Origin of the sequence: Acinetobacter tibetensis (assembly GCF_023824315.1) — a bacterium.
GTDB lineage: Bacteria > Pseudomonadota > Gammaproteobacteria > Pseudomonadales > Moraxellaceae > Acinetobacter > Acinetobacter tibetensis.
On record NZ_CP098732.1, the window covers coordinates 2,062,783 to 2,084,748 of the forward strand.

The 21,966-nt window shown below is 39.7% G+C and carries 17 protein-coding genes; all 17 read left to right on the forward strand.

The features are described 5' to 3' along the window. Window positions 1-399 precede the first annotated feature (399 nt). The 17 genes from M5E07_RS10180 to M5E07_RS10260 all read left to right on the forward strand — a co-directional run bounded on the left by M5E07_RS10180 (window position 400) and on the right by M5E07_RS10260 (window position 21,810). Window positions 400-1,299 (forward strand): bile acid:sodium symporter family protein, encoded by a 900-nt coding sequence (locus tag M5E07_RS10180; protein ID WP_252218970.1) that lies wholly within the window; start codon window positions 400-402, stop codon window positions 1,297-1,299. A 112-nt stretch (window positions 1,300-1,411) separates the two neighbouring features. Further along, window positions 1,412-2,314, forward strand: a complete 903-nt coding sequence (prmA, locus tag M5E07_RS10185; RefSeq protein ID WP_252218972.1) for a 50S ribosomal protein L11 methyltransferase — start codon at window positions 1,412-1,414, stop codon at window positions 2,312-2,314. 18 nt (window positions 2,315-2,332) lie between these two features. Continuing rightward, window positions 2,333-3,214, forward strand: coding sequence for an MJ0042-type zinc finger domain-containing protein (locus M5E07_RS10190; RefSeq protein WP_252218974.1), 882 nt, complete (start codon window positions 2,333-2,335; stop codon window positions 3,212-3,214). Window positions 3,215-3,605: 391 nt separating this feature from the next. Then, the gene (gene fis / locus M5E07_RS10195) at window positions 3,606-3,875 is read left to right on the forward strand and encodes a DNA-binding transcriptional regulator Fis (protein ID WP_001086304.1); all 270 of its coding nucleotides are present in this window, start codon (window positions 3,606-3,608) and stop codon (window positions 3,873-3,875) included. Window positions 3,876-3,965: 90 nt separating this feature from the next. Then, window positions 3,966-5,540 (forward strand): bifunctional phosphoribosylaminoimidazolecarboxamide formyltransferase/IMP cyclohydrolase, encoded by a 1,575-nt coding sequence (purH, locus tag M5E07_RS10200; RefSeq protein WP_116758867.1) that lies wholly within the window; start codon window positions 3,966-3,968, stop codon window positions 5,538-5,540. A 142-nt stretch (window positions 5,541-5,682) separates the two neighbouring features. Further along, window positions 5,683-6,966: a phosphoribosylamine--glycine ligase gene (gene purD, locus M5E07_RS10205; RefSeq protein ID WP_252218976.1), complete on the forward strand. Its 1,284-nt coding sequence runs from the start codon at window positions 5,683-5,685 to the stop codon at window positions 6,964-6,966. Between the two features lie 895 nt (window positions 6,967-7,861). Then, a complete protein-coding gene (locus M5E07_RS10210) occupies window positions 7,862-8,737 on the forward strand; it encodes a MetQ/NlpA family ABC transporter substrate-binding protein (protein WP_252218978.1) in 876 nt (291 codons plus the stop codon). A 72-nt stretch (window positions 8,738-8,809) separates the two neighbouring features. Beyond that, complete coding sequence (locus tag M5E07_RS10215) at window positions 8,810-9,835, forward strand: methionine ABC transporter ATP-binding protein (RefSeq protein ID WP_116758864.1); 1,026 nt, start codon at window positions 8,810-8,812, stop codon at window positions 9,833-9,835. Next, a complete protein-coding gene (locus tag M5E07_RS10220) occupies window positions 9,832-10,527 on the forward strand; it encodes a methionine ABC transporter permease (protein WP_116758863.1) in 696 nt (231 codons plus the stop codon). Before M5E07_RS10215 ends, M5E07_RS10220 begins: the two co-directional genes overlap by 4 nt. A gap of 124 nt (window positions 10,528-10,651) precedes the next feature. Further along, the gene (locus M5E07_RS10225; RefSeq protein ID WP_252218980.1) at window positions 10,652-10,963 is read left to right on the forward strand and encodes a hypothetical protein; all 312 of its coding nucleotides are present in this window, start codon (window positions 10,652-10,654) and stop codon (window positions 10,961-10,963) included. Continuing rightward, on the forward strand, window positions 10,964-11,233 hold the full coding sequence (locus tag M5E07_RS10230) for a hypothetical protein (RefSeq protein WP_252218982.1): 270 nt from the start codon (window positions 10,964-10,966) through the stop codon (window positions 11,231-11,233). Window positions 11,234-11,428: 195 nt separating this feature from the next. Next, on the forward strand, window positions 11,429-14,998 hold the full coding sequence (gene dnaE / locus M5E07_RS10235) for a DNA polymerase III subunit alpha (protein WP_252218984.1): 3,570 nt from the start codon (window positions 11,429-11,431) through the stop codon (window positions 14,996-14,998). 41 nt (window positions 14,999-15,039) lie between these two features. Next, the gene (locus tag M5E07_RS10240) at window positions 15,040-15,894 is read left to right on the forward strand and encodes an RNA methyltransferase (protein WP_252218987.1); all 855 of its coding nucleotides are present in this window, start codon (window positions 15,040-15,042) and stop codon (window positions 15,892-15,894) included. After that, window positions 15,887-16,696: a serine O-acetyltransferase gene (gene cysE / locus M5E07_RS10245; RefSeq protein WP_252218990.1), complete on the forward strand. Its 810-nt coding sequence runs from the start codon at window positions 15,887-15,889 to the stop codon at window positions 16,694-16,696. Before M5E07_RS10240 ends, cysE begins: the two co-directional genes overlap by 8 nt. A gap of 117 nt (window positions 16,697-16,813) precedes the next feature. Then, window positions 16,814-17,731 (forward strand): ABUW_2363 family tetratricopeptide repeat lipoprotein, encoded by a 918-nt coding sequence (locus tag M5E07_RS10250; protein WP_116758858.1) that lies wholly within the window; start codon window positions 16,814-16,816, stop codon window positions 17,729-17,731. A gap of 120 nt (window positions 17,732-17,851) precedes the next feature. Then, window positions 17,852-19,858 (forward strand): esterase/lipase family protein, encoded by a 2,007-nt coding sequence (locus tag M5E07_RS10255; RefSeq protein WP_252218994.1) that lies wholly within the window; start codon window positions 17,852-17,854, stop codon window positions 19,856-19,858. A gap of 317 nt (window positions 19,859-20,175) precedes the next feature. Beyond that, a complete protein-coding gene (locus M5E07_RS10260; RefSeq protein ID WP_252218997.1) occupies window positions 20,176-21,810 on the forward strand; it encodes a long-chain fatty acid--CoA ligase in 1,635 nt (544 codons plus the stop codon). Window positions 21,811-21,966 lie beyond the last annotated feature (156 nt).

Sequence of the window (21,966 nt, forward strand, 5' to 3'; positions counted from 1 at the left end):
TGCACTTGTCATTTTTTAAAACTGACAAATTCCATCTAAAACAACACCCTACAAATAATGCTTCAACAAATAAAATACGTCACAATTAAAACTAAAATAAATACATAAAAAACATTAAGTTAAATTAAAAAATACTCTATAAAATCAACGCTTATCTTTTAAAAACCGCGACAAGCGTCACACTCATTATTTTACTTATAAAGTGTATATACCATGCTTAAACCAACAGCTTTGTGCATAAAATGTCATTTGCAACTTTTATAAATACATTATGATCAAAATGATTGTGTATCGCTTAGGCAAAAGACCCCACACAAAAATAACCACAATCTCAATCAAAAACTCAGGATCGAGTTTCACTGATTTTAAAATTAAATTGATTCAACAATAGGAATAAAAATGGATTCAGGATTGATTACCGTTATTCTACCTCTCGCTTTAGCAATCATTATGATGGGCTTAGGTCTTGAGCTCACCCCTAAAGATTTTGCACGCGTTACCAAACAACCCAAAGCCGTGATGATTGCCTTATTTACACAACTAGTCCTTCTTGTGGGTATTGCATTTTTACTGTGTAAACTTTTTGCACTTCCACCGCTTCTGGCGGTTGGTGTCATGCTTCTTGCAGCTTCACCAGGTGGCACAACTGCCAATTTATATAGTTATCTCTTTAAAGGCGATGTCGCGTTAAATATTACCCTTACGGCAATTAACTCTGTGCTCGCAGCAGTAACCCTACCATTGATTGTCAACTTCTCGATTCATCATTTTATTAATGATGGTCAACAAATCAATTTGCAGCTTGGGAAAATTATTCAGGTCTTTAGTATCATCATTGTGCCTGTTTGTATTGGTATGACAATTCGTCACTTTGCACCAAATTTCACACAGAAAATGCACCGACCTGTTCGCATTTTCTCGGTTGTATTTTTAATTTTAATTATTGCTGCTGCATTTATTAAAGAAAGAAATAACATTGCGCAATATTTCACGCAGGTTGGTGGCGTTACCATTCTATTCTGTATGATTAGCTTAACACTTGGCTATGTATTACCACGACTCATTTCAGTCAACAGCGCGCAAGCACGTGCTTGTGCTTTCGAAATTGGAATACACAACGGAACACTTGCCGTCACAATCGCCCTGACTGTGATTGGAAATACTACTGTAGCGATGCCTGCTGCAGTTTATTCTTTATTTATGTACTTCATCGCTGCTGGTTTTGGCATGTTGTTGAATAAATTAGAAGGAACGCCAAAATCTGTTCAGGATGACAACCCAATTAACCTAAAATCTTAAAATAAAAAAAGGATGCTTCGGCATCCTTTTTTACAGTTATATGAAAGTGTAGCTGTAAGTGCTGCTCTCAGTTACAATGTGCGTTTTAGAAAAGCAAAGTTTGGGTTATTCCGTGAAGTGGTTACAAATTCATATTACTGTTGATCAAGCACAAGTCGATTTTACAGAAACATTATTAAGTTCTTTGGGCGCAGTGAGCGTGACTTTGGACGATGCTGAAAATCAAGACTTACTTGAGCCACTTCCAGGTGAAACACCACTTTGGAATAAAGTCATTGTGACGGGTATTTATGCACAAGAAGATAATGAAGAAATTGATGTTGCTGCATTAGAAACCTTCATTCGCGCGCAAATGCCAGACGCACCTTTGCGTAGTGAATACTTAGAAGATCAAGTCTGGGAAAGATCTTGGATGGACTATTACGAACCCATTCAAATCAGTGAAAAATTCTGGATTGTGCCTGAATGGTTAGAGCCACCAGAAGCGGATGCGGTCAACATTAAACTGGACCCAGGTTTAGCTTTTGGTACAGGCAATCACGCAAGTACTTTCTTATGCTTACAATGGCTTGGTAAAACTGACCTTAAAGATAAAATCGTGATCGACTACGGATGTGGTTCGGGCATTCTTGGTGTTGCAGCCTTACTTTTAGGTGCGAAAAAAGTCTACGCTACAGATATTGACCCACAAGCGATATTAGCAACTCAACAAAACGCTGATTTAAATGGTGTTCTTGAGCAACTGTTTGTAGGCTTGCCAGATGAGTTTAATGAAACTTTTGGCAGTCAAAAAGCCGATGTATTGGTTGCAAATATTCTAGCTGGCCCATTGATGGCTCTTGCACCTGAGTTTGCAACTTTAACAAAATATGAGGCAGAGTTCGCACTTGCAGGTGTAATTGAAGAGCAAGTTGCTGATGTTTCTAGCATTTACTCAGAATTTTTTGATATATTAGAAGTTGAAACGCGTGAAGAAAACTGGTGCCGTATTTCAGGCAAACGCCACAAAGCCTAACTATCTAATTTAAAAACTATGAGTGAAAAACAAACCAGCTGTCCTGAGTGTCTAACAATTTATCGAGTCTCTGTGGCTCAACTGACTGTTGCTCAGGGCATGGTTTGTTGCCCAAAGTGTTCAACTACGTTTAATGCTTTAACACATTTAATCAATCAGTCCTTTGGTCAGCTTGCGACTTATCCAGCTTCGGATGATCATTTTGACTCATCTAATCAAGATACTGACTTTCGCCATCAAATGTCTAATATTGCTTTTGAACATTCTTTGTCGAATCGTCAACAATTACTTGAAATTTTTGATCGAAAAATTGAACACTCCAATATTGACTTAAAAACGTATTTAAACAATCTCAATTATTTTAGTACCGATCCAATCGGAAACTTCCCTGCGCTTAACCTTGCAGAAAAAGATGTAGAGCACAAACCACGTAGCCCTATCTATTATATAATGTGGGGTATCGTTAATATTGCTTTAATTCTATTATTATTGTTCCAGTTCTTTTGGTTTAATCCTCAATACTTAAGAAGTAGCCCTAAATTAGCCGCGAGCTTTAACCAAGTTTGCGCTTTGTTCAAATGTGAAATACAACAAGAGAACTATACTCTTATTAGTGCCACCAAAGTAAAAGCCAAGCGTGTTGCAAAAAACAAAACACTATTTACAGGTGAATTAATCAATTATTACGATAAGAGTATTCCTTTACCTATTCTTAAAGTTATTTTACGTGAACAAGGAGTAGAAACAGGTAGCTTCACACTGCAACCCAAAGAATATTTAGCAGACAACTTGGTTGGTATTGAGCGTATCCCTCAAAAAAGACCATTTAAAATCCATTTTGAGCTTCCAGTCGATCGAAAAAGCTTTGATGACTATAGTTTAGAAATCATTGGACCTTAAAAAATGAAAAAACTACAAAAAAAGTAAAAAAAAAGTAAAAAAAATGCAGTTTTCTTGCTCACTTTTTCTAAGACAATGGTATCATACGCGCCACGAAAGCTTTGTGCTGCAAACTCCTCGCTAATTTTCACAACAACTACTAGTTTTGCCAATGCGCTTTATTCCAGATAATGCGTAGGGTATCTATTTTTTGTTTTGATTTGATCAGTAACAAATATTAAATTATTGTTACGTATGTTTTTTGATCAATGTAGCTGGATTGTGGCAAGCTAAATGTACGAGTTTTAGAACTCCTCGTTTTAGGATCTAAAACGGAGTTCATTTATTTTTTATAGACAACATTAATATATCGCTTTACCCAAGTGGTATCTGATTTTTCGGATTAATTCGCATGAATAGCAAATCTCCTATTTTTACTGCACAATCTGATGTTGCTCTACGTATTCACGTAGATCGCGCAGTTCGCCATTACTTTGCTCAATTGCAAGGCGAGCAACCTTCTCAGGTCTATGACATGGTGCTAGCAGAAATGGAGAAACCTCTTTTATCTGTAGTTCTTGAGTATACGCGTGGTAATCAAACACGTGCTGCCGAGATTCTTGGACTGAACCGTGGCACTTTACGTAAAAAGTTGAAAGCTCACGGTTTAATGAGTGAATAAATGATAAAATGCTTGCGGCTTCCGCGGGCATTTTTTTTACCTGCTATTTTTAGCTTTTTGTTTTAATCCTTGATAACTGTGACGAAGATCATGACCATTAAACGCGCATTAATCTCTGTTTCCGATAAAACTGGTATTGTTGAGTTCGCTCAAAACCTTTCTGCTCTAGGGGTAGAAATTTTATCAACTGGCGGTACATATAAGTTGCTTAAAGACAACAACATCGCAGTTGTAGAAGTTTCAGAGCACACAGGTTTCCCAGAAATGATGGATGGTCGTGTAAAAACTTTACACCCAAAAATTCATGGCGGTATTTTAGCTCGTCGTGGTTTAGACGAAGCAGTAATGGCTGAACACAACATCGATGCAATTGACTTGGTGGTTGTAAACCTTTATCCATTCGCTGCAACAGTCGCTAAACCAAACTGTTCACTTGCAGATGCGATTGAAAATATCGACATCGGTGGCCCAACAATGGTTCGTGCTGCTGCGAAAAACCATGCCTCTGTAGGTATTGTGGTTAATGCTACAGACTATGACACTGTTGTTGCTGAGCTTAAAGCAAATGGCGCTTTGTCTTATGAAACTCGTTTTGACTTAGCCGTTAAAGCATTTGAACATACAGCACAATATGACGGCATGATTGCTTCTTATCTAGGCGCTCGCGTTGGTAAAGAAGAAGGTCAAGCAGACAAGTTTGCACGTACTTTCAATACACAATTAAATAAAGTTCAAGACTTGCGTTATGGTGAAAACCCACACCAGTCAGCAGCATTCTATGTAGAAAGCACAGCAACTGAAGCCTCTGTTTCAACTGCGAAACAGCTTCAAGGTAAAGAGCTTTCTTACAACAATATTGCAGATACAGATGCCGCACTTGAATGTGTGAAATCATTTGCAAAACCAGCTTGCGTCATCGTTAAACATGCGAACCCTTGTGGTGTTGCTGTGTCTTTAGATGGTATTCAAGCAGCATATGACTTGGCTTATGCAACAGACCCTGAATCAGCGTTCGGTGGCATCATTGCATTCAACCGTGAATTAGACGTTGCAACAGCACAAGCGATTGTTGACCGTCAATTCGTGGAAGTGATCATTGCGCCAAGCATCGCTGAAGGCGTACTTGAAGTAACAGGCGCGAAAAAGAATGTTCGTGTTCTCGTTTGCGGTGAATTACCAGCAATTGACGAACGTGCTCCACAGTTGGACTACAAACGTGTAAACGGCGGTTTATTGGTTCAAGAGCAAGACTTAGGCATGATCACTAAAGATGACCTTAAAGTCGTAACTAAGCGTGCCCCTACTGAACAAGAAATTGACGACCTAATTTTTGCATGGAAAGTTGCAAAATATGTGAAGTCGAATGCGATTGTTTATGCGAAAAATCGCCAAACAATTGGTGTGGGCGCAGGTCAAATGAGCCGCGTGAACTCAGCACGTATTGCAGCAATTAAAGCTGAACATGCTGGCTTAGTGGTTGAAGGTGCTGTAATGGCGTCTGATGCATTCTTCCCATTCCGTGATGGTATTGATAATGCAGCGAAAGCAGGCATTAAATGTATTATTCAACCGGGCGGTTCTATGCGTGATGAAGAAACGATTGCTGCTGCTGATGAAGCGGGTATTGCCATGGTCTTCACAGGTATGCGTCATTTCCGTCATTAATTTACAATAATTCATATTCAAAAATCCCCCTAAATCCCCCTTTAAAAAGGGGGACTTGTCATGAATTAAAGGGCTCTTTAAATTCGTGATGCCCCTCCCTTTTCAAAGGGAGGCTGGGAGGGATTAAAAAAAGGATAGTAAGATGAACATTTTAGTTTTGGGTAGTGGCGGTCGTGAACATGCTTTGTCATGGAAAATCGCTCAAGATGAAAAAGTAGCTAAGGTATTTGTTGCGCCTGGTAATGCAGGAACTGCAACTGAAGATAAATGTGAAAACGTTGCATTAGACATTCAAAATAATCCTGCAATTATTGAATTTGCTCAAAATAATGCAGTTGATTTAATTGTGGTCGGTCCAGAAGCTCCACTTGTAAATGGTGTAGTTGATGCATGTCGTGAAGCAGGTCTTAAAATTTGGGGACCAACTCAATTTGCTGCACAGCTAGAAGGCTCAAAAGCTTTCGCGAAACACTTTTTAAAACGTCATAATATTCCAACTGCGTTTTATGATGTATTCACAGAAGTCGATGCTGCCAAAGCTTATGTAACAGAACATGGTGCTCCTATCGTCATTAAAGCCGATGGTCTTGCTGCGGGTAAAGGCGTAATTGTTGCAATGACCAACGATGAAGCTTTTGCAGCGATTGATGACATGTTAGCTGGAAACAAATTTGGTGATGCTGGTTCTCGTGTTGTTGTTGAACAATTCCTTGCAGGTGAAGAAGCCTCTTTCATTTGTATGATTGATGGTGACAACATCCTTCCTATGGCAACTTCTCAAGATCATAAGCGCATCTTTGAAGGTGACCAAGGTCCAAACACGGGTGGTATGGGTGCATACTCTCCTGCCCCAGTGGTTACTCCTGAAGTCTTTGATCGCGTCATGGCTGAAATTATGCGTCCAACTGTGGAAGGCATGAAAAAAGATGGTCATGTTTACACTGGCTTCTTATATGCAGGCCTTATGATTGATGGGCAAGGTCAACCACGTGTAATCGAATTTAACTGCCGTTTTGGTGACCCTGAAACACAACCGATTATGATGCGTTTAAAATCTTCACTGGTCGATTTGGTTGAAGCTGGTATTGCAGGCAATCTCCCAGCAGAAGCGGAATGGGATGAACGCAAATCAATTGGTATTGTACTTGCAGCAGAAGGTTACCCAGAAACCGTTCGTAAAGGTGACGTGATTTCTGGTCTTGGTCAATCGCCAGAAAACACTAAAATCTTCCATGCAGGCACAGCAATGAGCGCTGACGGTCACATCTTGACTGCGGGTGGTCGTGTTTTATGTGTCACAGCGCTTGGTGATACCGTACTTGAAGCGCAAGTCAATGCTTTAGAAGTTTGTGGTCAAGTGACATTTACGGGTATGCAATATCGTACAGATATTGGTTATCGTGCTATTGCACGTGAAAATGCATAACTCGCATTTATACAGTAGTAGAAAAACCCGCTAATTTTGCGGGTTTTTTTAATTTTATCATTACCTAGAAAGACTGTAACTGAAGCAAAAACATCATTCTTCATGCTTCATTTAGCATTTTCAGCTCTTTTTTAACACCTAGCTCAGAGGATCGTGATATTGATTACGAACTTGAAACTTCAATTTCAAGCTCCCGTGGTGACATTCCAAACCATTTTTTACAAACGCGACTTAAATATCACTTTAGATTTCTTACATCAAGCAATTCATGACTTTAGCTGAACGCCACGACTTAAACTTTAGTCTTATATATAAGAAACTAGGTTACCCAGACTCATCACAAATATTCCAAGCAGTCATTTAAATTTATAAAAAAACTCAATAATTTCATATTATTAAAACAATTAAACACATTCAATTTTCATTAATTATTCATTTTTCGTATGTCTATTGGATAAAATCTTATAAAGCATAATATTTCAGCACAATTAATAAATCCAACAGATTAATTTAAAACAATATATTGTTTTTATTATTATTTTATCTAAAACCCACATTTTCTTTTGCGACTAAACAGATAAACATTGCATTCTTATTCACTATATCGAATATAGTTTTATTGTTATCATAGCGTAACTTTTTAAGACTTCAAAAGCTGTTTCGACAGTAATACGATGTGATTTCAATATCATAACGTGAAAATTTTGAATTTCTTAATACGAAATTATTTTGGTCTTGTTGGGATGAAGCGAACTTTTAGCTCGGTATATAGCTAGAAAATCGCAAAGTACCGAATTTTTATCAGACAACTTCATTCATCGTGAGCATCGGATATTTATTTAGCATGTCTTTATAATGTGAAACGATGAAATGATGTCTGTACTAGGAAATATTCATGAAAAAGCTATTTAGCGTTTTATTGAGTGCATCTGTGTTAACACTCAGTGCCTGCAGCAAACAGGAAGCTCCTGCTACTGAAACCAAAACTGATGCGGCAACAACTACAGAACAAACCGTAGTCATGGCTTCAACTGGCTCTGACGCTGATATCTGGCGTTTTATTGCAACCCTTCCTGAAACGAAACAAGCAGGCATTAAGCTTGAAGTGAAAAACTTTACTGACTACGTGGCAATGAACACTGCTGTAGCCAATAAAGAAATCGACATTAACGCATTCCAATCTTACGCTTACCTTGTTGCCTTCAATGCCAACAATAAAGATAAAATTGCGCCAGTTTCTACGACTTACCTTGAGCCTATGGGTATTTATTCAAGCAAAGTGAAAAAGCTTGATGAATTCCAGACTGGTGCAACCATTGCCATTCCTAATGATGGTGCTAACGAATCACGCGCATTGTTATTGCTTCAATCTGCTGGCTTAGTAAAATTAAAAGCTGGTTTTGATGATGTAAAAGGTACACCTGCTGACATCGTTGAAAACAACAAGAAAATCGTCATCAAACCAATTCAAATGGCTACTGCTGTTCGTGTTAAAGACGAAGTAGATGCAATTGTATTGGGCAACACCTTGGCTATGGAAGGTGGTTTAAATGTATTGAAAGATGCTATTTACTATGAGCCAGTTGATCAAACCACGAAGATGAATGTCAACATTTTAGCGGTTGCAGAATCACGTAAAGATGACCCTGTATTGAAAAAAGTGGGTGAGCTTTACCACACCAAAGCTGTAGAACAATATGTTCAAGAACACTTTGGCGGTACTAAAATTGATGTAAACAAACCTGTTAGCTATCTTACCGAAAGCAAATAGTAATATAATGCTGCAAACAAAACAGGCAAAGTGACTTTGCCTGTTTTTTCATTTTGTACAGTTTTTGACGCTATGATTGAATTTAAAGACATTTCAAAACACTACGAGCTCAAAGGTCAAACCATACGTGCTCTGGATAACATTAACCTGACTATTCCAGATGGCAGTATTTTTGGCATTATTGGCTATAGTGGTGCAGGTAAAAGTACCTTAATCCGTCTGATTAATTTGCTTGAACGTCCTACGCAAGGTCAGGTCATTATTCGTGACACCGACTTTACAGCCTTGGATGCACGTTCATTACGTCAAGAACGTGCAAATATCGGTATGATTTTTCAGCACTTCAATTTACTGCAAACCAAAACGGTGGCAGCCAATATTGAAATGCCATTGAAGCTTTTAGGCTTTTCCAAAGCGGAAAGAGAAAAACGCCTGAATGAACTACTCGAATTTATCGATCTGAAGCATAAAAAAGATGCTTATCCCGATGAACTTTCTGGTGGTCAAAAGCAACGTGTTGGTATTGCACGTGCGTTGGCGAATCATCCAAAAATCTTACTTTGCGATGAAGCAACTTCAGCACTTGATCCTCAAACCACAAAATCAGTTTTAGCATTGTTAAAAAAGATTAATCAGGAACAAGGCATTACCATTGTGATGGTGACGCATGAAATGGACGTGATTGAATCAGTTTGTGACTATGTGGCAGTGATGGAACAAGGCAAAGTGATTGAAACAGGGCCTACCCTTGAAATTTTCAGTCAGCCGCAACATCCAACGACCAAGAACTTCATTCAAACTGTGTTACAGCAGCAATTGCCGATCAATATTCTTAATAATTTAGAGAATCAAAATCAGCACAGTATTTATAGCTTGCAATTCTTAGGCACTTCCGCTCAAGAAACTGTGGTTCAAGCTGCAATTAAACAATTTGATATTAGTTTGAATATCTTATTTGCCAACATGACCGAAATTAATGGTTCGGTAATTGGGCAGATGTTTATTCAGTTATTGGGCGATCCAGACATCATTCAAGAGACAATTGCATTCTTTGAGCAACATGGTGTGAAAGTTGAACAATCTGGAGTCTGCGAATGAGAGATTTAATCGTACAATGGCTGACAGACCTTACGGCACCATTTTGGCATAGTTCACTCAGTATTGACCAATTTGTCACGGCTATGCAGGAAACGTTTCACATGGTGTTTTTTGCTATGCTGTTTGGTTCAATTTGGGGTTTTATTCAAGCCATTGCCTTATTAGTGACGCGTCCAAATGGTATTTTACCAAATCGTGTGGTTTATCATGTATTAAACCCGATTGTGAATGCCTTACGTTCATTACCATTTATTATTTTACTCATTGCAGTCATTCCACTGACTAAAGTACTTGTGGGGACTTCTATTGGTACGTGGGCAGCCATTGTTCCACTCACCATTTATGTAGGGCCTTATATTGGTCGTCTGATTGAAACTTCACTCCTAGAAGTCAATGAAGGGATTATTGAATCCGCTCAAGCAATGGGTGCGAGTCCTTGGCAAATCATTTTCAAATTTATTGTACCTGAAGCGCGCAGTTCGCTTATTTTGAACTTAACGACTGCCACCATTAGCCTGATTGGTGCCACTGCGATGGCGGGTGCTGTAGGTGCTGGTGGTATTGGTGACCTTGCTATTTCTTATGGTTACCAACGTTTTGACACCAGTGTGGTCATCCTCACAGTAATTGTTCTACTGATTTTAGTACAGTTAGTACAAAGCTTTGGTGACTGGTTGTCTCGTTTAAGATAAAACAGATCTTTTAAAGCTCCCTAAGTGGGAGCTTTTTTCGAATCCGAAATTTATATAATCAGCATAACAACAAACAAAGCCCAACTTAATCATGAAAATAAAGACGATATTAATGAGCCTTTGTGTGCTTTCGACAGCCAGCTATGCAAATACTATTTCTTATAATTATGTCACTAGTGTCAAAGTCAATCAGATTGAACTGAATGCTGCGGTATCAGCAGATCAAGTCAACAAATTGATCAAAACTGGGAAGACTAAAACCCATAAAGTCTATTCAGAATGTACTGGGAACTATGAATACAGTTTAAATCCCTCACCCAATAAAACACTAAAATTTGAAATCTTCACTGAAGATAATCCCAAAATCAAAGATGAACAATTTTATCAAAATAAATCCAGTTTCAAACAATTAGGGCAAACCCAAGGTCGTATCTGAATGACTTGGAACAATACCAAAGACATGTCTGAAAATATTTTTGTACAAAACATCCATATCTCACCGCAATATTCATTACAGCAATTTAAACAAGATTTTAAACACAGTGCTCGCAGCATCAATCCGTCAGGAGAAGCACAAGTCCTGATATTAGAAAACAATCAAGTCAAAGCGTATTTGAATCATCCTCAAGAGTTCAGTCCACCCTACACAGCTTATCTCAACTTTCAGTTTAAGAACGGAAAACTAGCGCAATTCGCCATTCAGTAAGCGCTTGGTTGTTAAGTCTATCCACCCATTTCTTAAATCTGCCTATGAAATGGATTCTAAATTTTGGATGCGACAAAATAAAACAAGCCTGCAAAGGCTTTCAAGCTACTAAATCTTAACCAATTCATTTCAATTAAACTCAGATTAAGCGCATAGCGTGCTAAACTATTGAGTGGTTTTTGCAGGAACTCATTTATGCACTTTGTTCATCTTGGTATTCATACCGAATATTCTATTACTGAATCTATCGTTCGGATACCTGATCTAATTAAAGCTGCCGTAAATGATGAAATGCCCGCTTTGGCATTGACGGATTTGTCTAACCTGCACGCTGCTGTGAAATTCTACGGCTCTTGCCTATCCAAAGGGATCAAACCGATTTTAGGTTCAGTGATTCGCCTGAATGATGCTGAACATCGTGTGACCTTATTGGCTATGACCAATCAAGGTTGGCGTGGGCTTACTGAAATTGTTTCCCGTGGTTTTATTGAAGGTCAGCAACTCGATATTCCCTGCGTACAAAAAGACTGGGTTCTAGAACAACATCAAGACATTATTGCCTTATTGGGTATGCACAGTGATGTCGGCAAAATGCTGTGTTCGTCAAACCCACAAAAAGCAGAACCCTTACTCGAACAATGGATCGAAAAATTTGGCAATCGTGTTTATTTAGCACTCACCCGAACTGATCGCCCCTTTGAAGACGATTACATTTTAGAAGCCGTTAAACTGGCTAAAAAATATAATATTGGCGTAGTGGCACATAATGATGTGCACTTTATTACCCGTGAAGACTTTGACGCACATGAAGCCCGTGTCTGTATTGCCGATGGTTATGTCCTAGGCGACAATCGTCGCCCAAAACATTATAGCTCTGAGCAATATTTTAAAACCGAAGCTGAAATGACCGAGCTGTTTTCTGACTTGCCGACTGCAATTGAAAATAGCTTCCACATTGCTCGACGCTGTAATGTCACCCTACAATTGGGCAAGTACTTCCTACCTGATTATCCAATTCCTGAAGGTCATACCATTGACACCTTCTTTGAACATTTGTCCAAAGAAGGTTTAGAAGAACGTCTGAATCATTTGTATCCTGTAGCACAACGCGGTGATGATTGGGCTGAAATCCGTAAACCTTATGATGACCGTATTACTTACGAAATTAATATTATTAACTCAATGGGGTTTCCTGGCTACTTCCTGATTGTCATGGACTTCATTCAATGGTCAAAAAATAACGGCGTACCTGTCGGTCCTGGTCGTGGTTCGGGTGCCGGCTCTTTAGTCGCGTATAGTTTAAAAATTACCGACCTTGACCCACTCCGTTATGACCTGCTCTTTGAACGTTTCTTAAACCCAGAACGTGTTTCCATGCCCGACTTTGACGTCGACTTCTGTATTGCAGGGCGTGATAAAGTCATTGACTACGTGGCACGAAACTATGGTCGTGATGCAGTGTCTCAGATTGCGACCTTCGGAACCATGGCGGCAAAAGGTGCCATTCGTGACGTTGCGCGTGTCTTAGGTAAATCTTATGGTTTAGCGGATCGTATTTCTAAAATGATTCCAACCAAACCTTTAGGTTTGACTTTAGAAGAATCGATTGAAGCTGAACCGCAACTAAAAGATATTGTCACTAACCCTTCAAATCCAGACAATGACGATGCCTCAGAAATCTGGGAAATGGCCCTCAAATTAGAAGGGATTACGCGTAATACAGGTAAACATGCGGGCGGCGTGGTCATTGCACCGACTAAAATTACCGACTTCTCTGCGGTACTCTGTGATGCAGACGGCACAGGTCGTGTTTCACAATACGATAAAGACGACGTAGAAGCAGCGGGACTGGTCAAGTTTGACTTTTTGGGACTACGTAACTTAACCGTTATTGAAGATGCAGTGCAAAATATTAACAAGCACTATCCTTCGACCATCCCACTGGATATTGCCAATATTCCTTTAGACGACAAAGATGCTTACTTGGTCTTTGCCGATGCCAACACCACAGCGGTATTCCAGTTTGAATCCGTCGGTATGAAAAAAATGCTCAAAGAAGCTCGTCCGAGCAAATTTGAGGAAATTATTGCCTTCGTATCTTTGTACCGTCCGGGTCCTATGGATCTGATTCCTGACTTTATTCATCGTATGCACGGCGGAGAGTTTGAATACTTACATCCTTTACTTGAAGGTGTACTTGAACCGACTTACGGGATTATGGTCTATCAAGAGCAGGTGATGCAGGCTGCGCAATACTGTGCGGGCTATACCCTTGGTGGCGCGGACTTACTCCGCCGAGCCATGGGTAAAAAGAAACCCGAAGAAATGGTGAAACAGCGCCAGATCTTTATTGAAGGTGCTGCACAAAAAGACATTGATGAAGCCACAGCCAACCATATCTTCGACTACATGGAAAAGTTCGCAGGTTATGGTTTTAACAAATCCCACGCCGCTGCCTATGCTTTGGTTGCCTATCAAACAGCTTGGTTAAAAGCACATTACCCTGCCGAATTCTTGTCTGCGGTACTGTCTTCGGAAATGCAGAATACTGACAACGTCGTGTTCTTGATTGATGACTGTCGTAATAATGGTTTAGACGTTTTACCGCCCTCTGTGAATATGTCGCTGTATCATTTCCATGCTACTGATGAGCAAACCATTGTTTATGGTTTAGGTGCGATTAAAGGTGTCGGTGAACAGGCGATGCAGTCAGTCATTGACTCCCGCCTACAGAATGGTCCTTATAAAGACCTGTTTGATTTCTGCCATCGTATTGATTTAAAGAGAATCAATAAACGCACCCTTGAAGCGCTGATTCGTGCAGGTGCTTTGGACTGTCTAGGTATTGAACGTTCAAGCTTAATGGCACAATTACCTGAGGCTGTACAAGCCGCAGAACAAGCACGTAGCAACCGTGAAACAGGCATTATGGATTTATTTGGCGAAGTTGAAGAAGTTCAACGTAAGCCTGCAAAACCAGTTAAACCATGGTCAGATGAAGTCCGCTTAAAAGGTGAAAAAGACACCCTAGGTTTATATTTAACAGGGCACCCAATTGATGTCTATCGTACTGAATTAAAATCTTTTGTTCCTGCAAAAATTAATGAATTGACACCCACACGTCGTGGTGTAACCACGGTATTTGCAGGCTTAGTGGTCGATGTTGCTAACTTCCCGAACCGTGTCATGATTACCTTAGATGATGGCACATCACGCATTGAGGTTTCTGCCAATCACGAACGTTTCCAACGCTTTAAAGACATTATTGTCAATGAACGTGTGGTGGTGATTGAAGGCGAAATTTATGAACGTGAAGGATATGATCGTCCAATGGGACGTTTAACCAAAGCCTTTAGCCTGAATGAAATCCGTCAAAAGCGTGCCAATAGCATTCAAGTTAAGTTACACGCTGATCATCTAAGTAAAACTTTAACTCAAGATTTACAAAAAATCTTGTTGCCCTATTGCAATGTCGATTTGTGCAATCATATTCCTATGTTATTGCAACTCGATTATGCCTATGCTTCTGCGGAATTACATTTGGGCATGCAATGGAAAGTTGCTCCTTTAGATGAACTTTTAAGTAAATTGCGCGATTATTTTGGTAAAGAAGCCATCTATGTTGAATATCAGGTGAAATCTAAAGCTGCCAAAGCCGTCAATTACGAGCAAGCCAAACCAGTACAAGTCCCTCCTCCACCCGCCGATTTAAGCATGGATGAGGCAATGGATTTATATCAAGCTGATGTTAATCAATATTCATAACGATTAACCGAATTCAGCAAGTAAACAAGATTGGAAATGCAATGAATCAATTTGACAATACTGCGGTTGCAGCACATCTTTCCCATGTCCGTATTGTCATGGTGAATACGACCTTGCCTGCCAATATTGGCAGCGCACTGCGAGCCATGAAAACGATGGGGCTTAGCCAATTGGTCTTGGTTGCTCCAAAAACCTATCCTCATCCAGACATTGAAGCACTGGCTGCTGGTGCGGTAGATCTGATTCCGCAAATTAAAATTGTAGACACCCTAGAACAAGCCATTCAAGACTGTCACATTGTCTTTGGGACCAGTGCACGTAGCCGTACTATTCCTTGGCCATTGCTAGATGCGCGCCCTGCGGCAGAAATATCACTTCAAGCCGTGGTCACACAACAGCAAAATGTTGCCGTAGTCTTTGGACGTGAAGACCGAGGCTTAACCAATGAAGAACTGGCATTGGCTAACTATCATGTCACTATTCCAGTCAATATCGATTATGGCGTATTGAATGTGGCTCAAGCCATTCAAATCATTTGTTATGAAATGCGGATGGCGGCATTGGCACGGATTGAACAAACCGAAGACCCAGAAGCCACCATGCCCGTCACAGAGACTACGCAAATGCATTGGGATGAACCGTTAGTAACGCATGACCAAATGCAGCAGTTCTACCCACATTTAGAGAAAATGCTTGAAGATATTGAGTTTTTAGATCCAAATAATCCAAGATTACTGCCTTTACGCTTGCGTCGACTATTTGGGCGTATACAATTAGATAAAATGGAATATCATTTACTTCGCGGTATTTTTAGTCGCGTACAAGCCTTAAATAAAGGAACTTGGAAACCATCTACACCTAAGACCAAAGACAAAGAGGATCCGTCTAATGCTTAAACAGCTAAAAGAGGATATACAAGCTGTCTTCGCGCGCGATCCAGCAGCGCGAAACACTTTAGAAGTTTTAACCACTTATCCTGGCATTCATGCCTTAATCATGCACCGTATGGCACATGAATTGTGGAAAAAAGACTGTAAAGGCTCAGCTCGACTACTGTCTTCATTTAGCCGTTTTACGACAGGTATTGAAATTCACCCAGGTGCAAAAATTGGCCGCCGTTTTTTTATCGATCATGGCATGGGTGTGGTTATTGGTGAAACTGCCGAGATTGGCGATGACGTTACGCTCTATCATGGTGTCACATTGGGTGGTACTACTTGGAATAAAGGCAAACGCCACCCTACGCTTGAAGATGGGGTAATTATTGGCGCGGGTGCCAAAATCTTAGGGCCGTTTACCGTAGGTAAAGGTGCCAAAGTTGGGTCAAATGCGGTGGTCACCAAAGCCGTACCTGCTGGTACAACTGCTGTCGGAAATCCTGCACGCTACATCAGTAAATATCTTCCAAAAGATCAAGATGAAGCACGTCGCCGTGATTATGCCGAAAGTATTGGATTCCAAGCCTATGCTGCAACGCAAGACCAATCAGACCCAATGCTTGAAGGTATGCGTATTTTATTAGACCGTATTCAAAATAATGAAAAACGTATGAACACGCTTTGCCAACGTTTATCTCTGCTTGATCCAACGTTTAAAAAGCAGCAATTGAATGAACAACCCTACAGTGAAGAAGAGTTAAAAATTATTGAAGATGTGCGCCGCGAATGTGAAGCACAAAGTAGTCAATCTAAGCCATAACCACATAATTAAAAACCAACTGTAACACGCCCTATATTGCATGTTCGCCAGAGTTTTCTTAGACTGACGAACATGCAAATTTTTTATTACTTTTAAAAGAAAGAATGGATGAATACTATGACGTTAAAGCCTCTGGCAATCGCATTAATTGCCGCATCATTTCTAACGGCGTGTAGCATAACCCCAACCAAAGATAAGAACTCTAAAGAACCGATTATTTTCACAGAACCTGATACAACTCCCCCATTTTATGCCCTGAACCCATTTGACTATGCCGCACCGCCTCCATTTGAATTGGCATTGAAGCAAGCTGCTGCCCAGCCAGTAACAAAAATGGTGGTAACAAATTCAGCCAATCCAAATGAAAAAATTACGCTAGAAACAAATCGTTTGATCATTCCTACGATTAATAACAATCAACGCACGATGAAATATGCCGTTTTGGCAGGTGAAAATGAAATTGATATCACGGATATTGATGACTTTTTACAGTTAGTGGAAGGCAAAGCACGCCACTACCCACCACGTTTTACAGAACGCAAAGAACGTAAAGGTTTCGAAGCAAAATTAAAACAAGTCACGCAAGAATTGGATACGCTTGCTGTCCGCGATGATGCCTCTTTCGACATTTTAGTGCGTGCATTCAAAGCCAGTGTTATGGCACGTAATCTTGACTTAGGCTCTGTGTATACCACTAAATCTTTAACTTATGCACAGCGCATCTTAAAGATTAATCAAGATGATGCTGAAGCCAACTTTTGGTTTGGATTTGGTTTATCTGAAGGCGGTGGTCAACGCGAAGCTATTCCATATTTAGACAAAGCCATGAAAGCAGGTGTTCAGGAAGCTTATTTGTCCGCTGCCAATAACTACATTGCACTGGAACAAAAGAAAAGTGCCATCCAAATTCTAAAAAACTACAAACTCAAATATCCGCAAGAAGCCGCTGTTGCTGATCGTTTAATTAGCGAAATTGAAACACAAGGGCGTTGGAATGTTTGGCAAGTATTAAATACTCCCCCGAAAGCATCTTAATCTCATTCACTGCATCAAATAGACCGTCCAGTACGGTCTATTTTTTTTCTGTGCATTGAAAAAGCTGACAATTATCGTATGATTTAAAAAAATAAACAAAATGAAAGTTAAGATCTGCCTATGCCAAAGAACTTTAGCCATATTGCCCTGCTTTCTGTACTGGTCGCCACTCTACTTTCGGGTTGCCAAGTTGTTACTGTCAAAAATCAAGCTGTAAAAGTCACCATCACCAATGAACGTGAAAGTATTCTGACACGTGATAAGCTGAGTGAAGCGAGTCTAAATGTTTTATCCATGACAGGGCGTGAGGCTAAAGTCTGTACAGCACATCCCACTCAATGCGTTCAGGAATTACAGCAAATTCCACAAATTCCGGATGAACAATTATATTCCGCAGCCAGTGAACTGTATCTGGCACGGGCACTGGCGTTAGAAGGTTCTTCAGACTGTAAAATTGGATTACTGACCAGCCATAAATCTGAAGAAAAACAGAAAATCCAGCAAGAAATTTATAATCAGTGCTTAGACCAAGAATTAGGCATGTTGGATAAAAGTATTCGCTATAGCTATGCCTACATGTTCAAAACCCAACGTGGCCCTGAAGATCGAATTTTTGATAACCGACAAGTACAAATACGAGATTTCTATAACTTAGCAATTGCAAAACTTTCTAATGCTTATAGTCTTCGTTACCCTGAAAAAGAAGTTCCGCGTCAAATTAAAGTTGGTCAGAGTATTTATGATATTGATTTTAGTAATTATCCCTTACTGAAAGATCAGAAAATTGAACAACTCATGTCGAGTTATAATCTAAATTTTTCAGGTCTGCGCTCGATTAACCGTCGTGATGGTTTTGGTTCTGAATTTGTGGTTGTACTCCCAAATGCCAATCAACAGCAAAAAGAGTCCAATCAATACATTCTTGACCCTTTACATTTTTCTTATGAAAGTGGAATCAATCCAAATATTCATAAAGCGCGCTACTTGGCAGCAACATTTACCGCCGAACCTAAAGCAGCCACCTCAGTCAATGATATTTTAACCAAACCTGAATTTGTGATTCGTGCCTATGACCCGTATCAATATGAATCTATTCAGCTTGCAGGACGTAAATATCCTTTAGCCGCTAACTTCTCGACCCCATACGGTTTATGGTTAGCCCAAAATAACTTGGGTAAAGCGGCTTATCTAACCCTAATTGATCGTGAAAACCGTTTAACCATGCCACATTTATATATGTTGGAACCTTACAATCCAAATAAAAAAGTGATTGTCTTGGTTCATGGTTTAGCCAGCAGTCCAGAAGCTTGGATTCGTCTAACCAATGACATTATGGGAGATAAGGTTTTAAGAGAAAATTACCAAGTCTGGCAAGTGTTCTATTCGACTAATATGCCGATTATAGAAAGTCGCTTTCAGATTTACGCACTCCTTAAACAGAGTTTTGCACAAGTCAATGCAAATGCTTCCGCAAAAAATGATGCCGTACTCATTGGACATAGTATGGGAGGAATTATTACCCGTCTGTTGGTCAGTGATGCTGATGTCACCCAAAAAGCACTGTCGATGATGAGCAACCGACAACTCAGTAAATATAAAAAAGTCCCGATTGTTGCACAGCGCATGCAAATACAAGATATTCCTAATTTTGGCCGTGCTATCTTTATTTCTGCGCCACACCACGGCACAGCTTATGCCGACCTGTGGTTTACTCGCGCTGCACGTAAAATTATTAAACTTCCAGGTGCATTTTTAACTGCGGTGGGTGACACCTTACAAAGCCAAGATTTAGATTTCTCAGATTTAGCCAAACAAATTGACCAAGGGCTCATTCAGAATGGTCCAAGTGACTTAAGTCATAAATCCAAGTTTATGAGCATCACTTCGGATATTCGACCGCGTAAAGGATTGTTATTTCATTCAATTATGGGGAATGACACCAAAAGTGATGATCCAAACCTCATTACTGATGGCATCGTGCCTTATAAAAGTGCTCACCTAGAGGGCGCTGTCTCTGAAAAAATTATTCGAGGTGGTCATTCAATTCAAGAAACGCCTGAAGCCGTGTTAGAGTTAAGACGTATTCTTCGGTTGCATCTCGTCCAACTTGGACTCTATAAACCATAACGACATACAAGCTAGAATCCATGCTTTTTCACCACTCATGGATTCTAGATACAAATTAAAAATGGATGCATAGTCATTTTTTTAAATGGTTTTCAGTGTATTTTTTTATTATACCAATCAATAATGTGGCCTAATACTCGCTTATATGAATCATTTAAATATGAACAACATTTTCTATAAGCGATTCAAAAACCACATGATTATGTGAGCCTAAGGTCCACTGTTGACTTCATTCAAAAATAAGTTCATAAGAATCTTTAGCACCTGCTAAGGGTTCTTATTATTAATTAAAAATAGTAAACAAGGATGAAAAAAAAATGTTTGGAAAAATGATGCATCAATCTTTACTGATTAGTAACCTCATTGAACATGCAGCAAAATATCATGCAGATACTTCTATTATTTCACGTGAAGTAAATGGTCAAATTACAACAACAAACTGGTTACAAGTTCAAAAAAATACAAAACGATTAGCAAATGCTTTAACAACTTTTGGTCTTGAAATGGGAGACCGTCTTGCAACTATCGCGTGGAATAACCATCGTCACTTAGAATCTTGGTATGCCATTTCAGGGAGTGGTTATGTTTGCCATACCATTAACCCGCGTTTGTTTCCAGAGCAATTGGTTTTCATTATAAATGATGCTCAAGATAAAGCGATTTTCTTTGATTCGACATTTTTACCTTTAATTGCAGCAATCCAAGATAAAGTGCCAACGGTTGAACATTTTATCTGCTACGGCTCGCGCGATGAAAAAGTTTTAACTGCTCTTCCAAATGTCCTTTTCTATGACGAACTGATTCAACATCAATCTGTCGAATTTAACTGGCCACAATTTAGCGAAGAAACTCCAAGTTCTTTATGCTACACCTCAGGTACAACGGGCAACCCTAAAGGCGTATTGTATAGCCATCGTTCTACGCTATTGCACACTATGTCTATTAGCTTACCAGACTCACTTAACTTGTCTGCAAAAGATATTGTGATGCCTGTAGTCCCTATGTTCCATGTCAATGCATGGGGCGTACCTTATGCAGCTGCAATGGTTGGCTGTACAATTGTACTTCCGGGGCCGAATCTAGATGGTGATAGCCTTGTTAGCTTAATTGATGATTATAAAGTCACCGTGGCTTTAGGTGTACCTACCATCTGGCAAGGTCTACTTGCTGCTGCGAAAAAACGCGGCACCAAGTTAGAAAGCATGGCGCGTAATGTCGTGGGGGGTGCAGCATGCCCTCCTTCAATTATCCGTGATTTCAAAAACGACTATGCTTGTGACACTATTCATGCTTGGGGAATGTCAGAAACGAGCCCATTGGGTACAGCGAACCAACCAAAAGCAAAGCATTTAGCCTTAAGTGAAGAAGAATTCGAAAAATTACGTTTAACTCAAGGTCGCCCACCATTCGGTGTCGAATTACGTATAGTTGATGGTGACAACCTAACGGCTTTGCCAAATGATGGTCGCACACAAGGTAATTTACAAATTCGTGGTCCATGGATTGTTGAAAACTACTTTAACCAAGAGAAAAGTGCGACAACGGCTGATGGCTGGTTCGATACGGGTGACATTGCAACGATTAATGCGGATGGTTATATGAGTATTTGTGACCGTGCAAAAGATTTAATCAAATCAGGTGGCGAATGGATTTCTTCAGTTGAAATTGAAAATATTGCGGTTGGTCATCCTGAAATTCGTATGGCGGCAGCGATTGCAGCCCGTCATCCAAAATGGGATGAACGTCCAATCCTGATTGCAGTGAAACAAGAAAACTCGAACCTAACTGAAGAAGAAGCACTTGCTTACTTTGAAAACAAGATTGCTCATTGGCAAATTCCTGATGCTGTAATTTTTGTTGATGCACTTCCAATAAATGGTACAGGTAAAATTGTAAAAGCTACATTACGTACACAATTTGGTGATGTTCTACTTAAAGATGAAGTGGTTTAACACTTCACACTTTTAAGGTGTCCAAATCAGGATATTGAGATGAGAAATACATGGATATGCCAGTAGATAAAGCCTGTAAAGAGATCTATGAAGGTATTTTGTCTTCTTAATTTATGATTATTCTAGGTGCGCAAGCACATATTCTTGCAAAACTTT